General features: G+C 67.9%; 25 protein-coding genes and 1 tRNA gene. 18 read left to right on the top strand and 8 right to left on the bottom strand.

The features are described from left to right. Positions 1–652 (bottom strand): DUF3662 domain-containing protein (locus ACIRGA_RS03975; protein ID WP_400936303.1); only part of this gene is annotated, 652 nt, incomplete at its 3' end. A 130-nt stretch (positions 653–782) separates the two neighbouring features. Here ACIRGA_RS03975 and ACIRGA_RS03970 point away from each other — a divergent pair. The 4 genes from ACIRGA_RS03970 to ACIRGA_RS03955 all read left to right on the top strand — a co-directional run bounded on the left by ACIRGA_RS03970 (position 783) and on the right by ACIRGA_RS03955 (position 4,779). Next, positions 783–865: transfer RNA gene (locus ACIRGA_RS03970), tRNA-Leu, on the top strand. A 245-nt stretch (positions 866–1,110) separates the two neighbouring features. After that, positions 1,111–1,698 carry a hypothetical protein gene (locus ACIRGA_RS03965; RefSeq protein WP_400936301.1) on the top strand — a complete coding sequence of 196 codons (588 nt, stop codon included), beginning with the start codon at positions 1,111–1,113 and terminating at the stop codon, positions 1,696–1,698. Beyond that, positions 1,695–2,738 carry a helix-turn-helix domain-containing protein gene (locus ACIRGA_RS03960; RefSeq protein ID WP_400936300.1) on the top strand — a complete coding sequence of 348 codons (1,044 nt, stop codon included), beginning with the start codon at positions 1,695–1,697 and terminating at the stop codon, positions 2,736–2,738. Before ACIRGA_RS03965 ends, ACIRGA_RS03960 begins: the two co-directional genes overlap by 4 nt. A 76-nt stretch (positions 2,739–2,814) precedes the next feature. Further along, positions 2,815–4,779 (top strand): hypothetical protein, encoded by a 1,965-nt coding sequence (locus ACIRGA_RS03955; RefSeq protein ID WP_400936298.1) that lies wholly within the window; start codon positions 2,815–2,817, stop codon positions 4,777–4,779. On the opposite strand, the gene ACIRGA_RS03950 is transcribed toward ACIRGA_RS03955, so the two are convergent. The 3 genes from ACIRGA_RS03950 to ACIRGA_RS03940 all read right to left on the bottom strand — a co-directional run bounded on the left by ACIRGA_RS03950 (position 4,757) and on the right by ACIRGA_RS03940 (position 6,900). Then, on the bottom strand, positions 4,757–5,974 hold the full coding sequence (locus ACIRGA_RS03950) for a hypothetical protein (protein WP_400936296.1): 1,218 nt from the start codon (positions 5,972–5,974) through the stop codon (positions 4,757–4,759). The genes ACIRGA_RS03955 and ACIRGA_RS03950 overlap by 23 nt on opposite strands. Continuing rightward, positions 5,974–6,414, bottom strand: a complete 441-nt coding sequence (locus ACIRGA_RS03945) for a hypothetical protein (protein ID WP_400936295.1) — start codon at positions 6,412–6,414, stop codon at positions 5,974–5,976. Before ACIRGA_RS03945 ends, ACIRGA_RS03950 begins: the two co-directional genes overlap by 1 nt. Positions 6,415–6,525: 111 nt before the next feature. Continuing rightward, entirely contained in the window at positions 6,526–6,900 is a 375-nt protein-coding gene (locus ACIRGA_RS03940; RefSeq protein WP_038522092.1) for an FKBP-type peptidyl-prolyl cis-trans isomerase, read from the bottom strand. Between the two features lie 142 nt (positions 6,901–7,042). Between ACIRGA_RS03940 and ACIRGA_RS03935 the strand changes: the two genes are divergently transcribed. The 5 genes from ACIRGA_RS03935 (at position 7,043) to ACIRGA_RS03915 (ending at position 13,263) form a co-directional block, all read left to right on the top strand. Further along, the gene (locus ACIRGA_RS03935) at positions 7,043–10,279 is read left to right on the top strand and encodes a penicillin acylase family protein (RefSeq protein ID WP_400936293.1); all 3,237 of its coding nucleotides are present in this window, start codon (positions 7,043–7,045) and stop codon (positions 10,277–10,279) included. Positions 10,280–10,304: 25 nt separating this feature from the next. Continuing rightward, positions 10,305–11,345, top strand: a complete 1,041-nt coding sequence (locus ACIRGA_RS03930) for a trans-sulfuration enzyme family protein (protein ID WP_400936291.1) — start codon at positions 10,305–10,307, stop codon at positions 11,343–11,345. 9 nt (positions 11,346–11,354) lie between these two features. Further along, positions 11,355–11,687: a hypothetical protein gene (locus ACIRGA_RS03925; RefSeq protein ID WP_400936289.1), complete on the top strand. Its 333-nt coding sequence runs from the start codon at positions 11,355–11,357 to the stop codon at positions 11,685–11,687. A gap of 303 nt (positions 11,688–11,990) precedes the next feature. Then, positions 11,991–12,662: a hypothetical protein gene (locus tag ACIRGA_RS03920; protein WP_400936287.1), complete on the top strand. Its 672-nt coding sequence runs from the start codon at positions 11,991–11,993 to the stop codon at positions 12,660–12,662. Positions 12,663–12,666: 4 nt separating this feature from the next. Beyond that, entirely contained in the window at positions 12,667–13,263 is a 597-nt protein-coding gene (locus ACIRGA_RS03915) for a class F sortase (RefSeq protein ID WP_400936285.1), read from the top strand. A 42-nt stretch (positions 13,264–13,305) separates the two neighbouring features. Here the strand turns inward: ACIRGA_RS03915 and ACIRGA_RS03910 are convergent, their stop codons facing one another. Next, positions 13,306–14,361 carry a patatin-like phospholipase family protein gene (locus ACIRGA_RS03910; protein WP_400936284.1) on the bottom strand — a complete coding sequence of 352 codons (1,056 nt, stop codon included), beginning with the start codon at positions 14,359–14,361 and terminating at the stop codon, positions 13,306–13,308. 21 nt (positions 14,362–14,382) lie between these two features. Continuing rightward, the gene (locus ACIRGA_RS03905; protein WP_400936282.1) at positions 14,383–15,126 is read right to left on the bottom strand and encodes a FadR/GntR family transcriptional regulator; all 744 of its coding nucleotides are present in this window, start codon (positions 15,124–15,126) and stop codon (positions 14,383–14,385) included. A 60-nt stretch (positions 15,127–15,186) separates the two neighbouring features. Between ACIRGA_RS03905 and ACIRGA_RS03900 the strand changes: the two genes are divergently transcribed. From ACIRGA_RS03900 to ACIRGA_RS03860, 9 genes are all read left to right on the top strand, one after another. Next, the gene (locus tag ACIRGA_RS03900) at positions 15,187–16,677 is read left to right on the top strand and encodes an ABC transporter substrate-binding protein (RefSeq protein ID WP_400936280.1); all 1,491 of its coding nucleotides are present in this window, start codon (positions 15,187–15,189) and stop codon (positions 16,675–16,677) included. Further along, positions 16,674–17,618 (top strand): ABC transporter permease, encoded by a 945-nt coding sequence (locus ACIRGA_RS03895; RefSeq protein WP_400936278.1) that lies wholly within the window; start codon positions 16,674–16,676, stop codon positions 17,616–17,618. Before ACIRGA_RS03900 ends, ACIRGA_RS03895 begins: the two co-directional genes overlap by 4 nt. Then, the gene (locus ACIRGA_RS03890; RefSeq protein WP_400936276.1) at positions 17,618–18,430 is read left to right on the top strand and encodes an ABC transporter permease; all 813 of its coding nucleotides are present in this window, start codon (positions 17,618–17,620) and stop codon (positions 18,428–18,430) included. The genes ACIRGA_RS03895 and ACIRGA_RS03890 overlap by 1 nt, the downstream gene beginning before the upstream one ends. Further along, on the top strand, positions 18,427–19,164 hold the full coding sequence (locus ACIRGA_RS03885; RefSeq protein WP_400936274.1) for an ATP-binding cassette domain-containing protein: 738 nt from the start codon (positions 18,427–18,429) through the stop codon (positions 19,162–19,164). The genes ACIRGA_RS03890 and ACIRGA_RS03885 overlap by 4 nt, the downstream gene beginning before the upstream one ends. Next, the gene (locus tag ACIRGA_RS03880) at positions 19,161–19,931 is read left to right on the top strand and encodes an ABC transporter ATP-binding protein (RefSeq protein ID WP_400936272.1); all 771 of its coding nucleotides are present in this window, start codon (positions 19,161–19,163) and stop codon (positions 19,929–19,931) included. The genes ACIRGA_RS03885 and ACIRGA_RS03880 overlap by 4 nt, the downstream gene beginning before the upstream one ends. Continuing rightward, positions 19,924–21,345, top strand: a complete 1,422-nt coding sequence (locus ACIRGA_RS03875) for an aldehyde dehydrogenase family protein (RefSeq protein ID WP_400936270.1) — start codon at positions 19,924–19,926, stop codon at positions 21,343–21,345. Before ACIRGA_RS03880 ends, ACIRGA_RS03875 begins: the two co-directional genes overlap by 8 nt. Next, positions 21,342–22,100, top strand: coding sequence for an SDR family NAD(P)-dependent oxidoreductase (locus ACIRGA_RS03870; RefSeq protein WP_400936268.1), 759 nt, complete (start codon positions 21,342–21,344; stop codon positions 22,098–22,100). Before ACIRGA_RS03875 ends, ACIRGA_RS03870 begins: the two co-directional genes overlap by 4 nt. Positions 22,101–22,111: 11 nt before the next feature. Then, entirely contained in the window at positions 22,112–23,491 is a 1,380-nt protein-coding gene (locus ACIRGA_RS03865) for an amidase (protein ID WP_400936267.1), read from the top strand. A 280-nt stretch (positions 23,492–23,771) separates the two neighbouring features. Next, positions 23,772–24,377 (top strand): hypothetical protein, encoded by a 606-nt coding sequence (locus ACIRGA_RS03860; RefSeq protein WP_400936265.1) that lies wholly within the window; start codon positions 23,772–23,774, stop codon positions 24,375–24,377. Here the strand turns inward: ACIRGA_RS03860 and ACIRGA_RS03855 are convergent. Together ACIRGA_RS03855 and ACIRGA_RS03850 are read right to left on the bottom strand one after the other, a co-directional pair. Continuing rightward, positions 24,374–25,228, bottom strand: a complete 855-nt coding sequence (locus ACIRGA_RS03855) for an HpcH/HpaI aldolase/citrate lyase family protein (protein ID WP_400936264.1) — start codon at positions 25,226–25,228, stop codon at positions 24,374–24,376. The two genes, ACIRGA_RS03860 and ACIRGA_RS03855, sit on opposite strands and share 4 nt — an antisense overlap. Beyond that, positions 25,225–26,295, bottom strand: a complete 1,071-nt coding sequence (locus ACIRGA_RS03850; RefSeq protein WP_400936262.1) for an HpcH/HpaI aldolase/citrate lyase family protein — start codon at positions 26,293–26,295, stop codon at positions 25,225–25,227. Before ACIRGA_RS03850 ends, ACIRGA_RS03855 begins: the two co-directional genes overlap by 4 nt. Positions 26,296–26,346 lie beyond the last annotated feature (51 nt).

Below are 26,346 nucleotides of genomic sequence, written 5' to 3'. Positions count from 1 at the left end.
CGTATCCGGGCTGCTGGGCGCCGCCGTACTGGTCGTACCCGGGCTGCTGGGCGCCGCCGTAGCCCTGGTCGTAGCCGCCCTGCTGCTGGCCGCCATAACCCTGGTCGTACCCGGGCTGCTGCTGGCCAGCCTGCTGTCCGTAGCCGTATTGGCCCTGCTGCTGGCCGTACGGGTCACCCTGGTCGTATTGGCCGTAGCCGGGGGGCTGGCTCATTGCTGGGTCTCCTGCGTTGCTGGGTCGTGCCGACCGTGACGAACCTTCGGCGCCGTGGGGCTTGACGTCGGGATCGACGGACGAACGGGTCTTGAACTGTCCAGTATGCAGCGCCTCGTTGCGCTCGAGCGAAACTACGACGTCACCATAGGTGTCCCATCCGTGCTCGGCGAGGTGTTCCTTGACCGCCTCCGCCAGCACCGAGGTGACTCGACGCTCATCTCCGGCCATGCGCTCGTGATCAGCCTGCCCCAGCGACACGATGTAGTGATTGGGGGCGAGCTGTCGACCACCGGCCAGCTCACGAACGTTCTCCTCGCTCTCGCGCTCGAGCGCCACCGCCACTTCCTGCGTGACGACGTTGCCACCGAACATGCGCGCGAAGGTGTTGCCCACAAGGTTCTCGAGCCGTCTGTCAAACCGTTCGACGCGGCCCACCGGGCAACCCTCCTCACACGTGTGCTTCCCCGTCGATCCTATCCGGGTACGGCCAGTCGGACACGGCCCCCGGTGAAACCCGTGAAATCAGCCTGCTACGCTTTGCGAGCTGTCAGAGAACGAAGCACTCGGGCGAGTGGCGGAATGGCAGACGCGCACGGTTCAGGTCCGTGTGTCCGAAAGGACGTGAGGGTTCAACTCCCTCCTCGCCCACTCTTGGTTGAGGCCCCCTTCGCTAGCGCGACGGGGGCCTCTTTCGCGTTGGTCGTCGCTCGTCAGTACCCGGAGGGCCGAGCCCCCCGGACCCCCCACGGTGCGTCCGGTGGCGGTTGGTGGGGTGGTTGCGGCGGTTGGCATCGTGGTTCGGTTTTGGGGAGCTTCAGGCTCGCCTTTCATGCGTTTGTGCTGGTAGTTGCATGTGCGCAGCCGGTATATTTTCTGGTATGTTTTCATACCCGATGGTCGAGGACGTGCTGCACGACCTTGGCGACAAGGTCGTCGGTGCTCTGGTCGACGCTACGAGTGCCACGAGGGCTGACTTGGCCGAATATCGTGCCGCCTTCCCTGGCTGGGTCGCGGACAGCAGTGAACGCGGTCTTTCGAACTGGATTCACGATCGTCTCTGGGCACACCTGCGCCGGCAGCTCACCGACGTCGATTCGGTCGAACTGCTGGATCAAGGAGTCACTCGTGAAGTCACGGTCGGTCTCCGCTACCGCGCTCGTGTGAAGCGGCACACGGGCCGAGACCGTGTCAGGTCGTACGCCACGAAATCGGCACTGGCCTTCTGGGCGCAATCCGACGCTCTGGAAGGATTGGAAGAGGTTCGCCTGGGCTTCGGTTACCGCTGGGACCCCGAAGAACGCGTGATCGGCAGCACAATCGTGTCCCTGCGTGATGGGCTGGACAAAGATGCGATTTGGGCTGTCGAGGTGGATGCTGGGGCCGCCGGTACGTCGATCACCTGGACTCCCGTCGATCCGTCGCTGCCACAGATCGACTTGTACGAGGCCCTGGCCCGAGACGAGGAGGACGAAGCGACGTGAGTGGAATCGGCGATGTGCTCGAAACACTTCGCCGCGCCCGAGGACTGACGCAAGCGGACCTGTGTGCTGAGGCCGAGGTCACGCAGGCGGCGTTGTCCCGGTACGAGAACGATCAACGGATGCCTGATGACGACGTGCTGGACAGGCTCGCGCGGTCATTGGGTGTATCGAAACGCTTTTTGACCCGGGACCATGCAGTCCGGGGTGCGCTCGCCGTGGACGCGCACATGAGGCGTCAGCGAACGACCAAGGCTTCCGCGTGGCGGAAGCTCGAAGCGCGTTTGAACGCATACCGGCTGCATGTCTCCGTGTTGTTCGAGGATGTGTCGATGAGGGCGGAGCAGTCCGTACCCACGTTCGATCCCATCGACACGACGCCGGTGCAGGCGGCTCTGATGGTGCGCGCCCAATGGAGGCTGCCTGTCGGGCCGGTGCGGCATCTGGTCCGGTGGCTCGAGGCCGCCGGCTGCGTGATTCTGGAAGAAGACTTCGGCACCTCCCGTATCGACGGGCTTTCCCAGTGGATCGGCGATCACCCCGTGTTGCTGGTCAACTCGGCCGCTCCGATCGATCGCAAACGGCTGACCTTGGCTCACGAACTCGGTCATCTCGTGCTCCACAACGGGATCGCGACCGAAGATCCCGAACGAGAAGCCAACGAGTTCGCGGCCGAGTTCCTGATGCCTGAGCACGTGATCAAGCCTGATCTTCGTCCTGTGACGCTCGGGCACCTACGTGATCTGAAGCGTGTCTGGGGGGTTTCGATGCAAGCGCTCTTCGAGCGCGCGTACTCCCTCAAGCAGGTCACGGCGCCAGATCGCACGAGCTTCTACAAGTCGATGAACGCTCGCGGATGGAAGACGACGGAACCGGACGGCGAACTCTTGGCGCCGGAGCTTCCGCAACTGATCACGGCGATCGGCGACACGTTGCGGGCCAAAGGCCTCTCCGATGGGGAGATCGCCGAGTTGGCGGGTTTTTCGGAAGACTCCGCGGACAACCCGTTCGCACGGCCGACGCGTCGGCTGCAAGCGGTGTGACCGCCGCCCACGCGAGCTGAATCCGAGTGGCGGGGTGGTCACTTCCGGTAAGGTCGGCGGCTCACCGTGGGGAGGGGTGAGCGTGCACGAGCCGCATTCCGGTGGGCAAGGCCACAGTTCGAGGGATGTTCCACACCAGGTCATGGTGGTGACCCCGCACTACACGAACTACAAGGACCAGCTCCGCCGGCTCGACGAGGTCTTCTGTCCGGAGAACCGCGCGAAGGGGCCGGTCATCGCCTACGTGACCGGACCGCCCGGCAGCGGTCGCAGCACTCTTGGCCGTAAGTGGGTGAACGACCAGGGGAAGGGCGCGTTCCCCGATGGCACCTTCTACGTCGCGCTCGCGCTGTCGGCCGAGCGAGCGCAGGACGCTCTCGAAGACTTGTTGCGCGCGGTCGGATACCGGCCGGATGAAATCCCGTCCGGTCTGGAGGCGCGGTCGGCGATGTGGCGCAGCTGGAGTTACGGCAAGAAGATCGCGCTCATCATCGACAACGCCCTCCTGCCGACCGAGATCGCGCCGCTGATCCCCGGTGTGGGGCCCGCCGCTGTCCTCGTCGTGGCCAGTGGGGAGACCCGCAAGCTCCGGACCGAGTACCCGGGCGAACGTGTGCGGATCGACCCGTTGACCGACGAAGCCGCCCGGCTGCTGCTCGGCCGGATGATCGGAACGGATCGGCTCGAGGCCGAATCCGCGCCCATCGATGAGCTGATCAGCCTCTGTGCCGGGCTGGCTGGTGCGCTCACCGTGCTCGGGGGCATGCTCGACGAGGAAGCCGCCACACGGACTCTCGGCCGGATCAAGCACAAGGGCGGCGTGCTCGACGCGCTCGGGATCACCCCGATCTTCGATGCCGCGTATGACCTGCTTTCCCCGCTGTGCCAAGGCTGTTACCAGGTGCTCGGAGTCCATCCCGGAGACGGCGCGGTCGCCGCGCGCACCGTCGCGGCCGTTCTCGGCGAGAACGAGTTCGATGTCTCCGAAGCACTACAGGAGCTGACGAAGCGACACCTTGCCCAAGAGGTGGCGGAAGACCGGTACCTGATCGCGGGCGGCATCGTCCGTGATCATGCCGCGACGAAAGCGGACAGCGAACTGCCTCTGCGGATCGTCTCCGCCTATCGCGGTGCGGGACTCGCCGCCGAGGCCGCGTTGCCCAACCGTGGCTGGATGGCGGAGATCTGGCCCCAGCTCGCGGTCGAGCCGTCGGACGCCGAGGCCGCCAGAGAATGGCTCGACGTCGAGCGCGAGAACCTGGAAGCCGTGGTCGAGCTGGCTTACCGGCTGGGAAAGCACCAGTGGGTCTGCCAGTTCTGCCTGCTGTTGTGGCCTGTGCATCTCAAGGGTGAGCACTCCGGTGAGATGGTCCGCGTGAACGATCGCGGGATCGAGGCGGCCCGTGCGTGGGGCAATGACCTCGCCGCCGCCGTGATGACGTTCCAACTGGGCTTCGCCTATCGGCAGGCTTATCAAGCGGGCTTCGCGGCCCTCCGGTTCCAGGAATCGATCGACTTCGCGAGTAAGGCCGGTTCTTCCACCGCACTGGCGACGGCCATCGAGTCACTGGGGTTGGCGAAACTCGACCTCTCGGAACACACGGAGGCGGAGGCGCTGTTCCAGCAGGCGCTCGAATTGGCGACGCGGCTGGGAGAGGAGCGCCGGATCGCGCTTGCCCGCTTTCATCTGGCGAAGGTCCGTCCGCCGTCGGAGGCGCTCGAACTGCTCGACGCCGCTGAGGCCGTTCTCGGCTCCGAGCACCTCAACCAGGTCAAGATCGCCTTGTGGCGAGGCAAGAAGCTGCTGGAGGACGGGGCTTATGCGGATGCGGACGCCGTCCTGACCGAGACGCTCGCTCTGGCGACCGAGCGGTCTTACAACCGCGAACGGGCCGAAGCCGGCGAAGCGCTGGGCGACGTGTCGTTCGCGACGGACCGGCCTGCCGAGGCGCGCGCCTTCTGGGAGTCCGCGAAGGAGATCTACTACTTCTATGCCTTCACCCCGGACCACGACCGGGTCAGCGCGAAGCTCGCACAGTGACCTTCGCCGAGTAAGTTGCCGGGCCGCGCCGCAGCCGGAGTTCGCTGGGCACGGCCTCACGACCGAGCAGGGCATAGAGGACGGAGACGAACGCGGGGTCGGCGGTGTCGATCCCGAGCAGGAGACCGTCGCGGGTTTCGACCCGCCATTCGTCTTCACTCGCCCGGGTGGCCGCGAGCCGGCAGCCGGGCAACGCTCGCAGTGTCGCCGTGGTCCAGGTGTCCGGGTCGCAGGCGATTTCCGGCCGCATCACGACTTCCGCCAGCCTCAGCAGCGCGATGTCCGGCTCGTCCGTGCCGACGACCAGATGAGTGCCCGGCCTGGCGAGGGTTTCCTTCGACCGCCCGTCGACCGGGAATCGGGACAACGAGGCTGTCCCGTCGGCGGCGAAGGACACCTCGGCCGTCCACGCCCTCGGATTCGGCGGAGCGACATCCGGGACCGGAAGTGCTTTCAGCGACGGAGCGATGGATGGCGGAGATAGCGCGATCGTGGAATACCAAAGGTCGCGAAGCAGGTCCGCGGCCTTGCCCGGCACGGAGGTCGCGAGGTCGGTGATTTCCGCGTACTTCCCCGGTCGATGCGCGTCGATGACGTCGTCGAGCCGTGTCCATCGATCCAGCCGGGGCGCCGTCCGCAGGAGCAAGGCGATCGGGGAATCCGGGTGGACGGTCTCTTCCGGAGCGGAGCCGAGAATGACCGGCGTACCGAGGCAGGCGGAATAGAAGGTGACGGAGCCGTGGTCGCCGATCGTCAGATCCGCGGCGACGAGAGCCGGACGCCAGAGGTCTTCGTCTTCGAGGACCAGGACACCTGCCCGTGCGCAATCGTCGAGCCACATTTTCGTCTGCCAAGGTGAATGGCCACGAACGATATTGGGATGCGGGGCGATGGCCAGCCGGTAGGAATCGTGCGGAAGTTCGTGTGCGAGTTTCAGAACCGATGAAGTGTTCGCGCCGAGCAGCGATGAAGCGCCCCACGTCGACGAAACGACCACGAACCGTTGGTGCTTCTCCAGCCCGAACGCCTGCCGGTACGTCTCGCGAAGTGGTGTGCTCGCTCGCATTCTGTCGAGGCAGGGATCACCGGCGACGACGGCGCGTCCGGCGGCCTCGGGACAGGCGACGCGCAGCCGTTCCAGTTGTTCCTCATGGGAAAGAACGATATGGGTGGCGACGACCTCGCCGTCGTGCATCAACCAGGGGGCGGAAAGTCCGAATACGTTTCCGGTTTCCGGTTTCCGGTTTCCGGTTTCCGGTTTCCGGTTTCCGGTTTCCGGTTTCCGGTTTCCAAGAATTTATTGTAACCCATTCCGTGTGGAATGACGATGAGCGGAGCCTTTATTTCATGCAGATCGCCGCCGTAACTCGCCGAAATCGCGGAGTCGAAGCGGGTCCGGATCGCGCGGTCCCACGGCAGGGTCGTCACTCCGCGCGCCGTGAGGTACTCGGGCGTGCCGTCGGTGAAGGCGCTGGAGCCCGGGCAGGTGAAGACGATCTGGACGCGTGGGTCACCCGCGAAGAGTTCGAGGACGTCGAACAGCCGGGTCGCGGCCGTGATGTTGTGGACGACGGCGAGGACCGTCCGCTCGGTGGCGACCGTCCTCCACTGTGGAGAGAGGGGGACAGTGGGCACGAAGAGCGATGCTACCCATCGGTGAACGCCGAGCTCAGAAGCTCGCGGTGCCGTGTAGGTCACCCCGGCGGCCCGGCGGATTCGTTCCGCCGGGGCCGGGATGGGTGTGGGTCAGTTCACGCCGATGAGGTCGACGACGAAGATGAGGGTCTCGTTCGGCTTGATGACGCCGCCCGCGCCGCGTTCGCCGTAGGCCAGGTGCGGCGGGATGACCAGCTTGCGGCGGCCGCCGACCTTCATGCCGGCGACACCCTGGTCCCAGCCGGGGATGACCTGGCCGGCGCCGAGGCCGAAGCGAAGCGGTTCGCCGCGGTCCCAGGACGCGTCGAACTGGTCGCCGGTCGAGTGCGAGACGCCGACGTAGTGCACCGAGACGGTGTCGCCGGCCTTCGCCTCCTGGCCTTCGCCGACGGTGATGTCGGACTTCTCCAGGTCGGACGGCGCGGGGCCCTCCGGGCGGTCGATCTGGGGCTTCTGCAAAGACATGCCCAGGAACATACCTGCGCAGGTCCTGGGCTCGCAGGGCGAGTGTTCCGCCGAACGGTGGCAAGAACGCGAATAGTCTTCACAAATTTGGATACCCGTGGGTAGTGTGCGCCTCGTCACTCTCCGACGACGGAGGTCTTTCATGCGACGAGGCATACGGGTCTTGACGACGCTGGCGGGGCTGACGCTGGTGGCGGGCACCGTTCCGGCACTGCAGGCGAACGCCGCGGAAGCGCCACAGAACTCGGTGGTGGCGGCCGCGCTCGACGACTACTGCGGCGGCCAGTGCGGTGACATCCTCCCGCCCGGCACCAAGGGGAACGCCACCCTCGCCGAGATCCTGGCGCACAAGGCGCTGGGCACCCGGCCCGCGCATTCGGCCGATCAGCTCGGCAAGTACGCCTCGCTCGCCGACGGCTACAAGACGCTGACCACGGACAAGATCAACCAGTTCTTCAACGACGCCTCGTTCGGCGTGCCGTCCGGGCAGGTCGAGAGCACCATCAAACCGCGTTCGGACGTGACGATCACCCGCGACAAGGGGATCGGCGTGCCCCGGATCGTCGGCACGACGCGGCCGGGCACGATGTACGGCGCCGGGTACGCCGCCGCGCAGGACCGCCTGTGGCTGATGGACATCATGCGCCGCGTCGGCCGCGGCCAGCTGACCTCGTACGCCGGTGGCGCGCAGGGCAACCGCGAACTCGAGCAGAGTTTCTTCAGCTCGGCGCCGTACACCGAACAGGAACTGCAGAAGCAGATCGACAACGCCGCGGCCAGTGGCCCGCGCGGCGCGCAGGGCAAGGCCGACGCCGAGGCCTACGTGCAGGGCGTCAACAAGTACATCTCCGACGCGCACAGCGGCCGCTACTTCCCCGGCGAGTACGTGCTCACCGGGCACGTCGACGCGATCACGAACGCCGGGACCATCGAGCCGTTCAAGCTCACCGACCTCGTCGTGCTCGCCGCCGTCGTCGGGGCGCAGTTCGGCGCCGGTGGTGGCGGTGAGGTGCAGAACGCCATCGCGAAGATGGCGATGCAGGAGAAGTACGGCCTCGAACAAGGCGACAAGGTCTGGAAGAGCCTGCGGTCCGAGGACGATCCCGAGACCGTCAAGACTCTCCACAATGGACAGACGTTCGACTACGGCAAGGCGCCGTCGAACCCGCAGGGCGCGGCGATGCCGGACAAGGGTTCGGTCACCGGGCAGCAGCTGGTCTTCGACCCGACCGGTTCCGCCGGGACGGCGACGCCCGCCAAGGTGGACGTTCCCGCGCCCGAGGACCAGAAGGCCGTCCGCGGCATCTTCGACGACGGCGTCCTGCCGGGGAACCTGCTGTCGGAGAAGCACGGCATGTCCAACGCGCTGGTGGTCTCCGGCGCCAAGACCGCGAGCGGTCACCCGGTCGCCGTCTTCGGCCCGCAGGCCGGCTACTTCGCGCCGCAACTGCTGATGCTGCAGGAACTCCAGGGCCCCGGCATCAGCGCGCGCGGCGCCTCGTTCGCGGGCATCAGCATGTACGTGCTGCTCGGCCGCGGCAAGGACTACTCGTGGAGCGCGACCTCGGCGTCGCAGGACATCACCGACACCTATGCCGTCGAACTGTGCGAGCAGAACGGTTCCGCGCCGACGAAGAACTCGAACTTCTACCGGTTCCGCGGCCAGTGCCTGCCGTTCGAGATCGTCGAACGCAAGAACGCGTGGAAGCCCACGATCGCCGACGGCACGGCCGAGGGTTCGTACACGCTGCGCAGCTTCCGCACCAAGTACGGGCCGGTGACGAGCCGGGCGCTGGTCGGCGGCAAGCCGGTGGCGTACGCGTCGCTGCGGTCGACCTTCCAGCACGAGATCGACACGATCATCGGTTTCCAGAAGTTCAACGATCCGGACGCGATCAAATCCGCGCAGGACTTCCAGGCCGCGGCGGTCGACGTCAACCAGACCTACAACTGGTTCTACGCCGACTCGCGGGACGTCGCGTACTTCAACTCCGGCTCGAACCCGGTCCGCAATCCGAACGTCGACCCGGCCATGCCGGTGAAGGCCGACGCCGGATTCGACTGGCAGGGCTGGAATCCCGACGGCAACCTCGCGAACTACACGCCGTCGTCGCAGCATCCGCAGTCGATCAACCAGGACTACTACATCAGCTGGAACAACGCGCAGACCAACGGTTACGCGGCCAGTGGCGCGGACAAGAGTTCCGTGCACCGCGGCGATCTGATCGACGCGCGGGTCAAGAAGATGGTCGCCAGCGGCACCAAGGTGACGCGGGTGAACCTCACGCAGGCGATGGAGGAGGCGGCGCTGGCCGATCTTCGCGCGGAGAAGGTGCTGCCGGAACTGTTCAAGGTGATCGACAAGGCGCCGGTGACCGGTCCGGCCGCGGACGCGGTGGCGAAGCTGAAGACCTGGCTCGCCGCGGGCGGTCTGCGCTCGGAGACTTCGCCGGGCAGCAAGGCCTACGCCAACGCCGACGCGATCCGCATCATGGACGCCTGGTGGCCGCTGCTGGTCAACGCCCAGTTCAAACCCGGCATGGGTGACGCCGCCTACGCCGCCATGGTCGGGGTGCTGAAGATCAACGAGTCGCCGTCCGGCTGGCAGAACGAGGTTCCCGGCAAGCACGTGGGCCAGGCGCACGCGGGTTCGTCGTACCAGGCGGGCTGGTGGGGCTACGTGCACAAGGACATCCGCTCGGTCCTCGGGCAGAACGTCGCCGGCCCGCTGCCCGTGAAGTACTGCGGTGGCGGCGACGTCAACGCCTGCCGCCAGGTGCTGCTCGACTCGCTGACCCAGGCGGCCGCGCAGCCCGCGAACACCGTGTATCCCGGTGACGGCGACTGCGCCGCGGGCGACCAGTGGTGTGCCGACACGATCATCCACCGCGCGCTCGGCGGGATCACGCAGGACAAGATGAGCACCCAGAACCGGCCGACCTTCCAGCAGGTCGTGGAGTTCCCGGCGAAACGCGGCGACAACATCGCCAACCTCGCCACCGGCCGCTCGGTGAGCGCGACCAGCCACGAGACCGGCTGGTACAACTCGCCGCCGTCCAACGCGATCGACGTGAACCTGTCGACGCGCTGGGCGAGCGACTGGAGCGACAACCAGTCGATCACCGTCGATCTCGGTTCGGTGCAGCGCGTTTCCCGCGTGGTCCTGAAGTGGGAATCCGCGTACGGCAAGGCGTACAAGGTGCAGGTCTCGGCCGACGGGACGAACTGGCGGGATGCCGCGTCCATAGTGGACGGAGACGGCGGGACCGACAACGTCGCCTTCGAGGCGGTGGACGGCCGTTATGTCCGGATGGCCGGGCTCCACCGCGGCACGAAGTACGGCTACTCCCTCTACGAGTTCGAGGTGTACGCCCACTAGCGACGGCACGGTTTACGGTGGCGGGGTGGACACGAACGACTGGTCACCCCGCACCCTCGCCGTCGCCGCCGGACGCCCGGAGGGCCCCGGCGAGCCGCTGAACGTCCCGATCGTCGCGGCGAGCACCTTCGACGCCGGCGCCGACCGCGCGTACTCGCGCCAGGACGGCACCCCGACCTGGGAGGCCCTCGAAGCCGCGATCGGCGCGCTCGAAGGCGGGCACGCCACGGCGTTCGCCTCGGGGATCGCGACGCTCAGCGCGGTCGTCGACACCTTGAAGGTCGGGGCGAAGGTCTGTGTGCCGACGTTCTCCTACGCCGGGTCGCGCGGCCTGCTCGCGCACGCGCACGGCACCGGCCGACTGGTGGTGACCGAGATCGAGCCGGAGGACACGGCCGCCTGGGTCGCCGCGGCGGACGCCGACCTGCTCTGGCTCGAATCGCCGACCAACCCGACGCTCGACGTCATCGACATCGAGACGATCGCCGCCGCCGCGAACGGGCTGGTCGCCGTGGACAACACGTTCGCCACCCCGCTCGGGCAGCGGCCGCTGGAGCTCGGCGCCGACATCGTCGTGCACAGCGCGACGAAACTCATCGGCGGTCACAGTGACCTTCTGCTCGGCCTCACCATCGCGGCCGACGAAGGCATCGCGCAAGGCCTGCGCGACGCGCGCACCAGGCTGGGGGCGACACCGGGCGCGCTCGAAGCGTGGCTGGCCCTGCGCGGGCTGCGGACCCTGCCGGTCCGGCTGGCCGAGCAGACGCGCACGGCCGCGCTGCTGGCGGCGCGGCTGCTCGACCACCCCGCGATCACCCGGGTGCGTTATCCCGGCTCCGGCACGATGATCGCGTTCGAACTCCCGGACGCCGAGACCGCGGACAAGGTCATCGGGTCGCTGCGGCTGATCCGCGCCGCCACCAGCCTCGGCGGGGTCGAGAGCCTGGTCGAGCGACGGGCCTGGATGGCGGGCGACGCCCACGTGCCCGCCGGGCTGGTCAGGTTCAGCGTCGGACTCGAAGACCCGGAAGATCTCTGGACGGATCTGGCCACCGCGCTCGGCTAGCTTGGGCACGTGGACGAGACGAAACCGCCTCGGCGGCTCGGGCAATGGCTGTGGGGCCTGTTCTGGCTCCTGGTGCTCGGCTTTCTCGCGATCGTCGCGGCGGGCCTGCTGGCCGAACTCGCGGCGACGCCCTGCCCGGGTGACGGGGTCTGGGCCTGCGACGCGGAGAACCGGACTCTCGCCACCTTCATCCCCGGGATCGGGTTCGGCCTCGGCCTCCTGATCGCGGGGGTGGGCGGCGGCCGGGCGGTGCGGAAGCGGACGTCGCCGAAGCCGTGGCTGTTCGTCGCGGGCCTCGTCGGCGTGCTGTCGCTCGCCGTGTCCTTGTTCCTGGTGTTCTGATCGTGACCTGAGAGGCGGGGAGAAATACTTCCGGGATGGGGTCCGTTCGGGCCGTCCGGGTGTTAACGTTCCCTCGTCGCCGCGGGGTTTTCCCTTTCGCGGAGCGACTTTCAGGCCCTTGTATCGAGTGAGGCCACCTCCGCGTTACCCGCTTTCACGGTGGTTCTTGTCACCGTCCATTCACTACGGTCGACCGGCGGTTTTCCGGCAGTATCGCGCTGTCACCCGAACGTGGGATTCCGTTGGGTGGTCGCACGGTGGGGGTCACCGTGCGTTGCGATTCTTTGCCACTGGGAGATCATTTTGAAGAAGACGTTGGGCCGCCTCGCGGGCGCGGTGCTGGCCGGCGCCGTCCTTTCGCTGGCCGTGACGCCGGCCGCGATGGCGCAGACCGAAACGACGACCACGCCTCCCGCTCCGACGAGCGAGGCGCCCAGCACGGCGCCTTCGCCCTCGTGGTCCGGCGGTCCGGTCAGCAACCCGCCCTCGTGGTCGGGCGGCAAGGTGACGTCGGTTCCGCCGTCGTCCGAGACCAGTGCCCCGACCTCGACCAGCGGCACGCCCACTTCCGGCAAGCCGTCGACCTCCACCTCGGAGAAGCCGACCACCACCACCCCGCCGAAGCCGGAGCTGAACGTCGGCGCCGGGTACGTCGAGGGCAACGAGGGTGCGCTGGCGATCCTCTGCGGTTCGGAGCCCACCGGCGTCACCGCGCCGGACTTCACCATCGTCGACTCGTTCCAGGACGGTGGCGACGCCTACCTGTGGATCTACGTCATCGAGGCCAAGCCCGGCTTCAAGGGCACCTCGAGCACCTTCACCTGGACCTGCGACGGCAAGCCGGGCAAGGGTGACATCGAGATCGAGGGCACGGTCGGCGGCGGCGCGACCGCACCGGGCACCAAGCCGGCGAAGCAGGTCAAGCTGAAGCCCAAGGGCGGCGTCGAGACCGGTTTCGGCGCCACCGCGGCCTGATCCGATGAAGCTTCTGACGCAGGGCGGCCGCCTGGTCGCGGCCGCCCTTGTGCTTTCCCTCGCGCTGACGGGATGTGGCACCGACGAACCCGCCCCGCCCGCCGCGGCGGCACCGTCGGAATCGGCTCCGCCGGTGGTGAAGCCGTACAACGGGACCCGTCCGACGAACGTGAAGATCCCCAAGATCGGCGCGGAATCGAGTCTGGTCACGGTCGCGATCGGCAAGGACGGCAAGATGTCCGTCCCGTCGGCGAAGAACCCGATGCAGGCCGCCTGGTACCGGCTTTCGCCGGTCCCCGGCGACATCGGCCCGTCGATCCTGCTCGGCCACGTCGACGGCAACAAGCAGCCGGGCGTCTTCTACAAGCTCAAGGACGTGAACCCCGGTGACGAGGTGCTCGTCGAGCGCAGTGACGGCAAAAGCCTGAAGTTCGTGGTCGAGAAGAAGGACCAGGTCCCCAAGGACCAGTTCCCCGAGGAAGCGGTCTACGGCAACACGGACAAGGCGCAGCTGCGGCTGATCACCTGTGGCGGTGTCTTCGACAAGGAAGAGCACAGCTACAAGGACAACATCGTCGTCTACGCGAATCTGGTCGCCTGACGAACGCGTCCTTCACCGCATGCGATGCGGTGAAGGACGCGTTCAGCCCACCCCGGCGGCCGGGAACGGGAACCCGCCCGGAGCCGCCGCCTCGGTGTCGACCCACTTCCGCATCCCCGCGTCACAGGCCGCGTAACCCCAGTTGATCAACCGCTCCTGCAGCACTTCCGGCAGTTTCGTCAGGCGCGTCGGGGTTTCCGCCAGCTCGTGGGTGCGATCGACGGGCGCCGCCAGCGAATCTTCGAGCTGGAAATTCGCGAGATCGACGTAGGACCCCCAGTAGGCGCCCGTGAAATCCTTCTCCACATAGGACTTCAGCAGCGCGCCGCGCCGCAGCTCGCGCACCTGGTTGTCGATCACGTCGAGGACGCGCAGCAGCTGCCGCCCCCAGTCGCGTTTGACGTTCCGCGTGACCTTCATCCGCTTGCCCGCGTCGCTCACCAGCACCGTCGCGTGCCCTTCGACCGGGTCCAGGCCGAGGTTGTCGTAGACGCCGGCGTCGCTCAGCACGATCTTGCGTTTCCGCTCGGCGGAATGCGGATCCTGGATCACCACGGGCGAAAGCATCGGCGGGAACGCCGAAGACGCGGCCACCGCGGTCGCGAGCGGGATGTTCCCGTGCGGGCCGTTCTGCCGGAAGAACCACCACTGCGCGCCGTCCTGGAGGTTCGTCGCGGTGAAGACGAACTGCGGGCCCGTGGGGTCGATGTCCTTCAGGCAGCAGTCGCCGAACAGGTGTTTCGCGTACACCCGCGCGAGTTCCTCGCCGGCGCTCCGCCACGGAACGGCCATGGCGAGCAAGGTGACCGGGATGTCGAGCCGTTTGCGTGCCAGGTTCCGGACCGGCGCGACGACCTCGTCGTAGAAGTTGTCCGCGACACCGTTTTCGAACCTCAGGTCCGACCAAGCGTGCGCGAGCACGCCCGCAGCGATCGAGCCGCCCGAAACACTGGAGAACGTCGAGATCTTCGACAGCCAGCCGAGTTCGTTGAGCCGCCACAGGGCTCCGGTGTGGAACAACATCGCGCGGTAGCCGCCGCCGGACAGCGCGAGACCGACGCCTTGGCGGGTTGTCGAAGGCTTGTTGGTATCCCCCACCCGAGCGAGTGTAGGGGTGGGTCAAGCGAGCAGTGGCTGTAAGAGCCGGCGTTGCTCTTCGGGGACGTACTCGGCGTAGTTGTCGTAGAGCGCCTGCTTGGCCAGCCGCGACGCGCGTTCGCCGTCGGAATCCCGGATCGCGCCGAGCACCTCTTCGTGATGTGCCAGCCAGTTGCGCATCAACGCCGTCCGGTCGTCGGCATGCTCCAGTTTGTCCTCGATGAGTTCCAGTACGACGCCGCGGACGACCTCGCCGCTGATCACCAGCAGCGGATTCCCGGTGGCACGGGCGATCGCCTCGTGGAACGCGACATCCGCGTGGCTGAACTCGTCGAATCCCTGGGAGACCGCCGCCCGCATCGCTTCCAGTGCCGCGTTCAGCTCGGCGAGATGGTCTTCGGTCCTGAGCTGCGCGGCGAGCAGATGTGCGGAACCGTCGAGCACCATGCGGAACTGCAGGAGTTCGGACAACCCGAGATGGTCGGCCCGCGCCAGCCGGTGCATCGACCGGTGCAACGCGGCGGGGGAGGCGGCCAGAACCTCGGGCCCGCGCGGATCCCCGGGCCGCGAGCGGATCATTTCCGCGGCTTGCAGCACCCGCAGCGCCTCGCGCACGGTCGAGCGGCCGACGTCGAACTGGACCATCAGCTCGCGTTCGCTCGGCAGCCGGTCACCCGGTTTGATCCGGCCGCTGAACACGGCTTCCTCGATCTGTTCGACGACACGCTGGTACGCGCGGACAGGGGAGACCGGCTCGAATTCCATCTTGACCCTGCCGTCTCGTCTGGTTTACTGGTCAGACCAGTCTACCGGTCAGGGGGCAGGATGAAAGCCCGGATCCAAGCGGCGGCACTCGCACTGCTGCTGGTGACGTCCGGCTGCTCCGCCGGATCGAGTGCCACGGTGGCCAAGGATCCCGGCACGTTAGCCATCGGGTACACCGCCGAACCCGCGAACTTCGACTTCACCCGCACGGATGGCGCCGCCATTCCGCAGGCGTTGCTCTACAACGTCTACGAGGGCCTGGTGAAACTCGACGCGGACGCGAAGATCGTGCCGCTGCTGGCCGAATCGTGGACGGTCTCGGAAGATCGCAAGACCTACGACTTCAAGCTCCGTAAGGACGCGAAGTTCAGCAACGGGGCACCGTTCACCGCCGAGGACGTCAAGTTCTCGCTGATGCGCGTGAAGAGCGACTGGACCGTGTCGATCAAGTCCACAATGGACGTCGTCGACCGGGTCGACGTCGTGGCGCCGGACCACGCGCGGGTCGTGCTCACGAAACCCAGCAACGGCTGGCTGTTCAGCCTCACGAGCCGTCTCGGCGCGATGTTCAGCCCGACGGGAGTCGCGGATCTGGCGAACAAACCGGTCGGCACGGGGCCGTACACGGTGTCCTCGCGACGGCGCGGCGATTCGATCGTGCTCAAGGAGAATCCCGCCTACTGGGGCCGGAAACCGGCCTACTCGACGGTGGTCCTCAAGTACATCAAGGATCCGACGGCGCTCAACAACGCCTTGCTCAGCAACGGGATCGACGTCATCTCCGCGATCACCGTGCCGGATTCGATCCCGCAGTTCCAGAGCGACGACCGGTTCACCGTCGTCGAAGGCACGACCAACAGCGAGGTCACGCTCGCGTTCAACAACGCGCGCCCACCGCTGAACGACGTCCGGGTACGAAAAGCGCTGTCGTACGCGATCGACCGGAAAGCGTTGCTGGACACGGCTTGGGCAGGCCGCGGCACGCTCATCGGCAGCATGGTCCCGCCGACGGATCCTTGGTACGAGGACCTGTCGAACGCGTATCCGTTCGATCCGGCGAAGGCGAAAGCGCTGCTCGCCGAAGCGGGGCAACCGAATCCGAAGCTGCGGCTGCGGATCCCGAACCTGCCGTACGCGGTGTCGGCCGCGCAGGTGGTCGCCTCGCAACTGGCGGACGTCGGGGTCACGGTGACGATCGAGCCGCTGGACTTCCCGGCGGTGTGGCTCAAGCAGGTCTTCACCGACCACGACTACGACCTGTCGATCATCCAGCACGTCGAAGCGCGCGACATCGTCACCTTCGGCAGGCCGAAGTACTACTGGGGTTACGACGGCAAACCCGTCCAGCAGAACCTGGCGAAGGCCGACGCCGGAACGCCCCAGGAGCAGATCGACGCGATGCGCCAGGTCGCGCGGCGGCTGTCCGAAGACGCCGCCGCGGACTGGCTCTTCCTGTTCCCCAACGTGATCGTGGCGAAGAACAAGGTGACCGGGTTCGTCCGCAACCAGGTCAGCGAGTCCTTCGATCTCACGGGATTGGCGCCGCGATGACGGTCAAGGTGCTCCGCAGACTCGGGATTCTCGTGGCCAGCGTGCTGGTCGCGTCCATCGTGGTGTTCCTGTTCATGGCGGTGCTGCCGGGTGATCCGGCGCAGGTCGCGCTCGGCGTCAACGCGACCCCGGAACTGGTCGCGAAGACCCGCGCCGAATTCGGCATCGACAGGCCGCTCGTGACGCAGTACTTCGACTGGATCGGCGGCGTCCTGCACGGCGACTTCGGCCGCTCGTACGTCACCCGCGAAGAGATCGGCCCGGCGCTGACCGACCGGCTCGGCGTCACGTTGTGGCTGGTCGGGGCCGGGATGCTGGTGGCGCTGGTGATCGCCGTCCCGGCCGGGACGTTCGCCGCGGTGCGGCACCGGAAGGCCGACGGCACCGCGCTTTCCGGGCTGTCGCAGATCGGCGTCGCGATCCCCGCGTTCCTCGCCGGCATCATCCTGGTGCAGATCTTCGCGGTGCAGTTGCGCTGGCTGCCCTCCGGCGGCTGGACACCACCGGTGCAGGACCCCGGCGAATTCCTCCGCGGTCTCGTCCTCCCCGCTCTGTCGCTGGGGCTCGTGCAGGGCGCCGTGCTCACGCGGTATGTCCGGTCCGCGGTGCTCGACACGCTCGGACAGGACTATCTGCGCACAGCACGGTCCAAGGGGCTCCGCCCGTTCCCGGCGCTGTTCCGCCACGGTCTGCGCAACGCCGCCGTGCCGGTGGTGACGGTGCTCGGCCTGCAGCTGGCGACGCTGCTCATCGGCGCCGTCGTCGTCGAGCGCGTGTTCGTCCTGCCGGGGCTGGGCAGCATGCTGCTGGACTCGGTGGCGTCGCGGGATCTGTTGTCCGTGCAGGGGATCGTGCTGGTCCTGGTGGTCGGCGTGCTGCTGGTGAACTTCGTGGTCGACGTCCTGTACACGGTGCTCGACCCGAGATTGCGGGGGTCCTGATGCGTAGCCGCAGTCTCGTGCTCGGCGGCGTGCTCATCGCGCTGATCGTGCTCGCCGCGCTGCTTTCGTTCGTGTGGACGCCGTTCGACCCGGTGAAGGTCGACGCGGCCAACCGGCTGCACGACTTCAGCGGTTCGAACCCGCTCGGCACCGACAGCTTCGGCCGCGACGTGCTGAGCCAGCTCATGGTCGGCGCGCGGACGACGCTGTACGTCGGCGTGGTCGCGGTCGGGATCGCCGCGCTGATCGGGACGCCGCTGGGGATCCTCGCCGGGATGTCGTCGCGATGGCTCGGCGAGTTCGTCATGCGCGTCAACGATCTCGTGCTCGCGTTCCCCGCGTTGCTGCTGGCGATCATGTTCGGCGCGGTGTTCGGGGCCGACACGCTGACGGCGATGGTGGCGATCGGCATCGCGACCATCCCGTCGTTCGCGCGGATCGCGCGGTCGGGGACGCTGCAGGTGATGAGCAGCGAGTTCGTGCTGGCCGCGCGGTCGGCAGGACGCTCCCGGCTGAACATCGCGGCGCGCCACGTGCTGCCGAACATCTCCGGGCTGCTGATCGTGCAGGCGTCGGTGTCGTTCGCGATCGCCGTGCTAGCGGAAGCGGCGTTGTCGTTCCTCGGCTTCGGCACGCGGCCGCCGACGCCGTCGTGGGGCCGGATGCTGCAGGAATCCCAGGTGTTCCTGACCCTGCACCCGCGGCTCGCGCTCGTGCCCGGTGTCGCGATCGCCATCGCCGTCCTCGGTTTCAACCTGCTCGGTGACGGCCTCCGCGATCGCCTCGACCCCCGATTGGCGGCGCGGTTATGACACTCGAAGTCCAAGGCCTCGGCATCTCCGGGCTGGTCCGAGACGTCTCGTTCGCCATCGCGCGCGGTGAGCGTGTCGGACTGATCGGCGAGTCGGGTTCCGGGAAGTCGTTGACGGCGCTGTCGATCATGGGGCTGCTGCCCGAAGAACTCGCCGCGTCCGGATCGGTGAAACTCGACGGCCGCGAGTTGCTGGGCGCGCCGGAGCGAGAACTGTCACGGCTGCGCGGCAACGAACTCTCGATGGTGTTCCAGGAGCCGATGACCGCGCTGAACCCGGCGATGCGGATCGGCGCGCAGGTGGCCGAGCCGATGCGGATCCACCGAAACGTCAGGAAGGATCCCGAGGCTTTGCTGGCCTCCGTCGGGCTGCCTGGGGTCGCTCGCGCGTATCCGCATCAACTGTCCGGCGGGCAGCGGCAACGGGTCGTCCTCGCGATCGCGCTGGCCAACGACCCGAAGCTGCTGATCTGCGACGAGCCGACGACGGCGCTCGACGTCACCGTGCAGGCGCAGATCCTGGAACTGATCCTTGAGGGCGTGCGGGAGCGGGAGAGCGCGCTGCTGTTCATCACGCACGATCTCGCCGTCGTGGCGTCGGTGTGCGAGCGGGTGCTGGTGATGCTCGACGGCGAGATCGTCGAATCCGGCACCACGCGCGACGTCCTCACCGCGCCACAGCACGAGTACACGAAGAAGCTGTTGGCCGCTTCGGATCTGGAGGCGAGCCGATGATGATCTCGGTGCGGGACCTGGAACGCCGGTACACGCGGCGCGATGTGCACGCCCTGCGCGGTGTCTCGTTCGACGTCGAGGCCGGTCAGCGGTTCGGGATCGTCGGCGAATCGGGTTCGGGAAAGTCCACTTTGGTCAGATTGCTGGCCGCGCTGGACAAGCCGACGGCGGGCAGCGTCTCGTTCCAGGGCAAGCGCGTCGACACGCTGCCGGAACGCAAACTCGGCTTCCTGCGGTCGGAACTGCAGATCGTCTTCCAGGATCCGATGGGTTCGCTCGATCCGCGGATGCGGGTGCGCGACATCATCTCCGAACCGTTGGGCCGCCGGGATCCTGCCCGGGTCTCGGAGTTGCTGAAGGCCGTCGGCCTGCCTTCGGATGCCGCGGGACGGTATCCGCACCAGTTCTCCGGCGGGCAACGGCAGCGCATCTCGATCGCGCGGGCGCTCGCGCCGAATCCGAGCGTCCTCATCGCGGACGAGCCGGTCAGCGCGCTCGACGTGTCGGTGCGAAAGCAGATCCTCGACCTGCTCGCGTCGCTGGTGGAGATGTACTCGCTGACGCTGGTCTTCGTCTCGCACGACCTCGGCGTGGTGCGGCACGTCTGCGACCGGGTCGCGGTGATGCGGCGCGGCGAGATCGTCGAGATCGGCGACGTCGACCAGGTCTACGACGCGCCGGAACACGAGTACACCAGGGAACTGCTGGCGGCCGCGCCGAATCTGCGGGCCGAGCTGGCGCGGTTGCGGGGAGGGGACGATGGCTGAATACCCGGAAGGACTGCCGATCGGTGACGGCTGGATGTCCACTGTGGACACCGCGCCGGTGAACTTCCCGTACGACGGGAGCGAGATCGGCCGGGCGCCGGTCGGGACGCCGGAGCTGGCCACGCGCGCGATCGACGAGGCGGTCGCGGTGTTCAATCAGGTCGCGGCCCTGCCGTCGCGTACCCGGCGCTCGCTTCTGAACGACGTCGCCACCGCTCTGGAGGCCCGGCGCTCCGAGTTCGAGCAGCTGCTTGTCCTGGAGACGGGCAAGCCGCTCGTCGATTGCCGGGTAGAGGTCGCGCGCACGATCGTCACCTGGCAGGCCGCCGCCGAGGAGGTCTCGCGGCTGCACGGCGAGACCGTCCCGCTCGACCTGCTGCCGTCCGGCGACGGGCTGGTCGGGTTCTGGAAACGCAAGCCGATCGGTGTCGTGGTCGGCATCGCCGGGTTCAACTATCCGCTGCTCCTGGCGTCGCACAAGATCGCGCCCGCCATCGCCGCGGGCTGCCCGGTGGTGGTGAAACCCGCGCCGCAGACCCCGCTGGCGACGTTGTGGCTCGTGCATCTGGTGCGCTCGCTGACCGAGCTGCCCGCGATGGTCCAGCTGGTCACCGGGGACGCGGCCGTCGGCTCGGCGCTGGTCACGGACAGGCGCGTCGGCGCGGTGTCGTTCACCGGGTCCGCGCTGGTCGGGCACCGGATCGCGCGCGACGCCGCGCCCACGAAGACGTTGCTGGAGCTGGGCTCCAACGCGGCTTTGGTGGTCGCGGAGGACGCGGACCTCGACGCGGCCGCGGACGCCGTGCTGCGCGGCGGGTTCTACGCGTCCGGACAGGCCTGCATCTCGGTGCAACGCGTACTGGTCGTCGACGCCGTCGCCGAGGAATTCACCGAACGGGTGCTCGCGCGGCTCGGCGAGGTCGTCACCGGTGATCCGCGAGACGAGAAGACGCGAGTCTCGGCGCTGATCGATCCGGGATCCACGCAGCGCGTTCAGGAATGGGTCGACAAAGCGACTTCGGCGGGTGCTCGCCTGGTCGGAGGCGGTGTGGAGGGCACGGTCATCCGGCCGACCGTGCTGCTCGACGTGTCCGACGGCCTCGAATGCTGGGACGAGGAGATCTTCGGCCCGGTGGTCTGCGTCCGCACCGTGTCCTCTGTGGACGAAGCGTTCGACGCGGTCAACGCGTCGCGCTACGGGCTGCACGCCTCGGTGTTCAGTACGTCCTTGAAGACGGCGTTCCGCGCGCTCGACGAGCTCGAAGTCGGCGGTGTGGTGGTCAACGAGGTACCCGGTTTCCGGTCCGACACCATGCCGTACGGCGGCGTGAAGGACTCCGGGATCGGGCGGGAAGGGCCGCGGTTCGCGGTCGAAGAACTGACCGTGACCAGGATGGCGGTGCTGCGCCCGTGACGTATGAAAACCTGTTCCGGCTCGACGGGAAGCGGGCCGTCGTCCTCGGCGGCGGCAGCGGGATCGGCCGCGAATCCGCGAAGGCACTGGCCGCCCACGGCGCCGAAGTGATCGTCGCGGACCGCGATGTCGCCGCCGCCAAGGAAACCGGCGTTGGTGAGGCGTACGAGATCGACCTGCTCTCGGAAGGCGCGGCCGCGCGAGCGGCGGAGGAACTCGGCGAGATCGACGTCGTCGTGCTGACCGCCGCCACCAACGTGCGCAAACGGCTTCTCGAGTACTCGCGCGAGGAATTCGACCGGGTGATCGCGCTGAACCTCGGCGCGACCTTCGAGGTCGTCCGCGCGTTCGGCGCCGGGATGGTCGAGCGCGGGCGGGGGAGCATCGTCGGGTTCTCGTCGATCCGCGGCACCACCGTCGAGCCCGGCCAAGGCCCGTACGCGGCGACGAAAGCCGGGCTGGTGCAGCTGTTCCGCACGGCCGCGGCGGAGTTCGGCCCGGCGGGGGTGCGGGTCAACGCGATCGCGCCCGGCGTCGTCGAAACCCCGCTGACCGCGCAGATCAAGGCGAATCCGGCCTGGTACGACGCGTACGCGACCAAGGGCGCGCTCGGCCGATGGGCGCGTCCGGACGAACTCGCGGGCGCCGTCGTCTACCTGGCGTCGGACGCGTCGTCGTTCGTCACCGGGTCCGTGCTGGCGGTGGACGGCGGCTGGACCGCGGTCGACGGCCGCTTCGAACCGCCCGCGACGTGAGGAGCCCTGCTGTGCCGGAATTGCCCGACCTGACCGCCGTCGAACTGGTCGCCCAGTACCGCGCGAAGACGCTGTCGCCGGTCGAGGTCACCGAAGCGGTCCTCGCCCGCGTCGAGGCGCGTGAACCCGAGTTGCACGCGCTCTACGCGTACGACCCGAGCGGCGCGCGCGGAGACGCGAAAGCGTCCGAAAGCCGATGGCACGCTGGCGAACCGCTCGGCCCGATCGATGGTGTTCCCTTGACGCTCAAGGAGAACATCGCGACCCGCGGCACCCCGGTCCCGCTCGGCACGGCCGCCACGTCGCTGACACCCGCGCTCGAAGACGCCCCGGCGGGCGCTCGCGTGCGCGAGTCCGGCGGGGTCCTGCTGGGCAAGACGACCATGCCGGACTACGGGATGCTGACGTCCGGGCTGTCGAGTTTCCACACCGCGTCGCGGAATCCGTGGGACACCACGCGTACGCCCGGCGGCTCCAGCGCCGGTGCCGGTTCGGCGGCCGCCGCCGGCTACGGCCCGCTGCACGTCGGCACGGACATCGGCGGCTCGATCCGGCTGCCCGCCGGCTGGTGCGGCCTGGTCGGGCTGAAGCCGAGTTTCGGCCGGGTGCCGGTGGATCCGCCGTTCCTGGGCCGCGTCGCCGGGCCGATGACGCGGACCGTGGCCGACACCGCGCTGCTGATGAGCGTTCTGTCCGGTGTGGACGGTCGCGATCACCTCTCGCTGCCGCCGTCTTCGCTCGACTGGGCTTCGTTGTCCGGCGAGGTCAAGGGTCTGCGGGTCGGACTGCACCTCGATCCTGGTGTCGGGCTCCCGGTCTCGTCCGACATCCTCGCGGCGGTCACCGAAGCCGCGCGGCTGTTCGAGAGCGCCGGTGCGGTGGTGGAGGAGATTTCGCCGTTCCTGCGCCGGGAAATGCTCGATGGGCTCGACACCTTCTGGCGCGTCCGAGCCTGGTCGGACATGTCGGCGCTGCCTGAGGAGCGCCGCGCGAAGGTCCTGCCGTACATCGCCGACTGGGCCGCCGGCGGCGCCGACGTCAGCGGTGTCGACGCCTATCGCGGCTTCGCGCAGATCGACGCCATCGCCGTCGCGACCCTGCGCGCGACCGAACGCTTCGACGTCGTCCTGTCCCCGACGTGCCCGGTCTCGGCCCCGCCCGCCGACTGGCCCTCGCCGACCAACGACCCGCGCCGCCCGTTCGAGCACATCGCGTTCACCGTGCCGTACAACATGTCCGGCCAGCCCGCGGTCTCGATCAACTGCGGCTACACGAGCGACGACCAGCCCATCGGCCTCCAGATCAGCGGCCGCCGCTTCGCCGACCTCGACGTCCTTCGCGCCGCTGCCGCCTACGAAGCCCTTCGCCCTACTCCGCGCCCCTGGCCCTGACACCCCGCATTTCGTCCTCTAAACGCGGTCCTTGCACGCGCAACTACCGCATTCAGAGGACGAAATGCGTCAGTTGCTTTGCCGACCGGCAACAGAAAGATCAAAGCCCCGGTGACATGACCAACAGGTCAGGGGCCATCCGGGGCTATTCGTCGGTCAGTTTAGCAGAGGAGCTACGAGAGTGACCAGCGCTCGCGCGGGGGATTGGGTCGAGGCCTGGCTGTCGAAGCCGAGGTTCGCGGTCTACTTGCAAGCGGCGAACCAGGACCGGGAGCAGGCCATGCGGTTGTACGAGTGGAACGCGGCTGTATCCGCGGCGTTCCATCACGACCTGTCCCACCTGGAAGTGGCTCTCCGCAACGCCTATGACCGGGCACTGGGCCACGCTGCCGTAGGAGGGACACATTGGGTCTTTCAGGCGACGAGGATCTTCCCGTCGCGATGGCAGAAGGCGGCGAACGGAACGCGGTACGACGTCAATGAGACAAGCCGAAGGCTGCTGGCCGAAGCCGTCAAAAACGCGACTCCGAAGATCAGGCGTCCCTCTGATCCGGCTGTGTCACCGTCGCCCGGGAAGGTGATCGCCGAGTTGAGTTTCGGTTTCTGGCGGTACCTTTCCGCCAGACGTCATCACGACCCGCTGTGGGTTCCCTACCTGCACCTGGGTTTTCGTGCCGGGACTGACCGCCGCGACGTCGACAAGCACGTCGAGCGGCTGCACAGACTTCGGAACCGCGTCGCTCATCATGAGCCACTACTCGCTCTCGATGTCCACGAACACTGGAAAGACGTCCGGGATCTCGCCGCGCTCATCTCTCCCCAGGTCGCCGCCTATATCGCGGCCAACAGCTCGTGCGCACGGCTGTTGGCCGCCCGCCCCTGCTAGCCGCCGATCGCTTCAGCCAGCGCCAAGATCCGCCGCGCGTTCTCCACGTGCAGGTTCTCGATCATCCGCCCGTCCACGGTCACGACGCCCTGCCCGGCCGCCTGTGCCTCCTCGAACGCCGAGATGATCTTGCGCGACCGCGTGATCTCCTCCTCGGACGGCGCGAAGATCCGGTTGCACGGCTCCAGCTGTGCCGGGTGGATCAGCGTCTTGCCGTCGAAGCCGAACTGACGCCCTTGCAGGCATTCCGCCTCGAAGCCTTCGAGGTCCTTCACGTCGTTGTAGACGCCGTCGAGGATCGCCTTGCCGGTCGCGCGCGCGGCCAGCAGCGCGAGGGAAAGCCCGCCCAGCAGCGGCGCGCGGCCGGGGACGAACTCGGCGTGCAGTTCCTTCGCCAGGTCGTTCGTGCCCATGACCAGCACGGTCAGCCGCTCCGACGCCGCGGCGATCTCCTCGGCGTGCAGCATCGCGACCGGGGTTTCGACCATCGCCCAGATCTTCGTGTGGTCCGGCGCGCCGCCGAGTTCCAGCGCGCGCTCGATGTTGTGCACTTCGGCGGCGGAGTTCACCTTCGGCACCACGATCGCGGCCGGGCCGGCCTGCGCGGCGGCACGCAGGTCGGCGTCGTGCCATTCGGTGTCGAGGCCGTTGACGCGGATGGTCACCTCGCGCGAGCCGTACTCCTTCGACGAAGCGGCCGCGCAAACGCGTTCACGTGCGGCTTCCTTCGCGTCGGGCGCGACGGCGTCTTCGAGGTCGAGGATCAGCCCGTCCGCGTCCAGCGTCTTGGCCTTTTCGAGCGCTCTTTCGTTCGCACCGGGCATGTAGAGGACGGAACGCCGGGGGTTCATTCGGAAATCTCCTTCGTGGCGGCGTCGTAGGCTGCGGCGAGTTCAGGATCGTCCGCGGCGAGGGCGTCCGCGAGTTCGGCGACCACCCGGCACTGCTTCACCGAGGCGTCGTCCTGCATCTTCCCGTCGATCATCACCGCACCGGTGCCATCACCCATCGCGGCGATCACGCGCCGTGCCCACGCGACGTCCTCGGGCGAGGGCGAGAACACCTTCTTGGCGATGTCGATCTGCACCGGGTGCAGGCTCCAGGCGCCCACACAGCCGAGCAGGAACGCGTTGCGGAACTGGTCCTCGCAGGCCACGACGTCGCGGATGTCGCCGAACGGCCCGTAGTACGGCAGGATCCCGTTGGCCGCGCAGGCGTCGACCATCCGCGCGACGGTGTAGTGCCACAGATCCTGCTGATACGTCGTGCGTCCCTCGTTCAGGTCTTCGCCGGTCGGGTCCGTGCGCACCAGGTAACCGGGGTGCCCGCCACCCACCCGGGTGGTCTTCATCCGGCGGCTCGCGGCGAGGTCGGCCGGGCCGAGCGAGATGCCCTGCATCCGGGGGCTCGCGCCGGCGATCTCCTCGACGTTCGCGACGCCGCTGGCGGTCTCCAGGATCGCGTGCACCAGCAGCGGTTTCGTCAGGCCCGCCCGCGCTTCGAGCTGCGCGAGCAGCCTGTCGACGTAGTGGATGTCCTGCGCGCCCTCGACCTTCGGCACCATGATCACGTCGAGTTCGTCGCCGATCTCGGTGACCAGCGTGATCAGGTCGTCGAGCACCCACGGCGAGTCGAGGCTGTTGACGCGGGTCCACAGCTGCGTCTTGCCGAAGTCGGTCGACTTCGCGATGGAGACGAGCCCGTTCCGCGCGGCCTCCTTGCGGTCGGCGCGCACGGCGTCTTCGAGATTGCCGAGCAGGACGTCGACCTTCTTGGCAAGATCCGGGACCTTGGCGGCCATTTTCTCGTTGCTCGGATCGAAGAAGTGGATCATCCGCGAAGGAGGCACGGGGATCTGGCGGAGCGGTTCCGGCGCCCCCACGGCGAGCGGGGCGAAGAAATCCTTCGGCGAACGCATCGTTCCTCCATCGCAACGGGCTAAGTGACCGACGAGTAACCCTAAACCCGG

The organism is Amycolatopsis sp. NPDC102389 (genome assembly GCF_044765885.1).
Classification (GTDB): domain Bacteria; phylum Actinomycetota; class Actinomycetes; order Mycobacteriales; family Pseudonocardiaceae; genus Amycolatopsis.
The sequence above is the reverse complement of the archived record's forward strand: the minus strand, read 5'-3'. Positions and strand labels throughout refer to the sequence as shown.

Coding starts and splice junctions, on each gene's coding strand:
- ACIRGA_RS03965 (WP_400936301.1), top strand. CDS start 1,111: ATGGTCGAGGACGTGCTGCACGACCTTGGCGACAAGGTCGTCGGTGCT.
- ACIRGA_RS03915 (WP_400936285.1), top strand. CDS start 12,667: ATGAAGCTTCTGACGCAGGGCGGCCGCCTGGTCGCGGCCGCCCTTGTG.
- ACIRGA_RS03855 (WP_400936264.1), bottom strand. CDS start 25,228: ATGAACCCCCGGCGTTCCGTCCTCTACATGCCCGGTGCGAACGAAAGA.
- ACIRGA_RS03875 (WP_400936270.1), top strand. CDS start 19,924: ATGGCTGAATACCCGGAAGGACTGCCGATCGGTGACGGCTGGATGTCC.
- ACIRGA_RS03880 (WP_400936272.1), top strand. CDS start 19,161: ATGATGATCTCGGTGCGGGACCTGGAACGCCGGTACACGCGGCGCGAT.
- ACIRGA_RS03890 (WP_400936276.1), top strand. CDS start 17,618: ATGCGTAGCCGCAGTCTCGTGCTCGGCGGCGTGCTCATCGCGCTGATC.
- ACIRGA_RS03950 (WP_400936296.1), bottom strand. CDS start 5,974: ATGCACGACGGCGAGGTCGTCGCCACCCATATCGTTCTTTCCCATGAG.
- ACIRGA_RS03860 (WP_400936265.1), top strand. CDS start 23,772: ATGCGGTTGTACGAGTGGAACGCGGCTGTATCCGCGGCGTTCCATCAC.
- ACIRGA_RS03935 (WP_400936293.1), top strand. CDS start 7,043: ATGCGACGAGGCATACGGGTCTTGACGACGCTGGCGGGGCTGACGCTG.
- ACIRGA_RS03850 (WP_400936262.1), bottom strand. CDS start 26,295: ATGCGTTCGCCGAAGGATTTCTTCGCCCCGCTCGCCGTGGGGGCGCCG.
- ACIRGA_RS03900 (WP_400936280.1), top strand. CDS start 15,187: ATGAAAGCCCGGATCCAAGCGGCGGCACTCGCACTGCTGCTGGTGACG.
- ACIRGA_RS03885 (WP_400936274.1), top strand. CDS start 18,427: ATGACACTCGAAGTCCAAGGCCTCGGCATCTCCGGGCTGGTCCGAGAC.
- ACIRGA_RS03905 (WP_400936282.1), bottom strand. CDS start 15,126: ATGGAATTCGAGCCGGTCTCCCCTGTCCGCGCGTACCAGCGTGTCGTC.
- ACIRGA_RS03895 (WP_400936278.1), top strand. CDS start 16,674: ATGACGGTCAAGGTGCTCCGCAGACTCGGGATTCTCGTGGCCAGCGTG.
- ACIRGA_RS03940 (WP_038522092.1), bottom strand. CDS start 6,900: ATGTCTTTGCAGAAGCCCCAGATCGACCGCCCGGAGGGCCCCGCGCCG.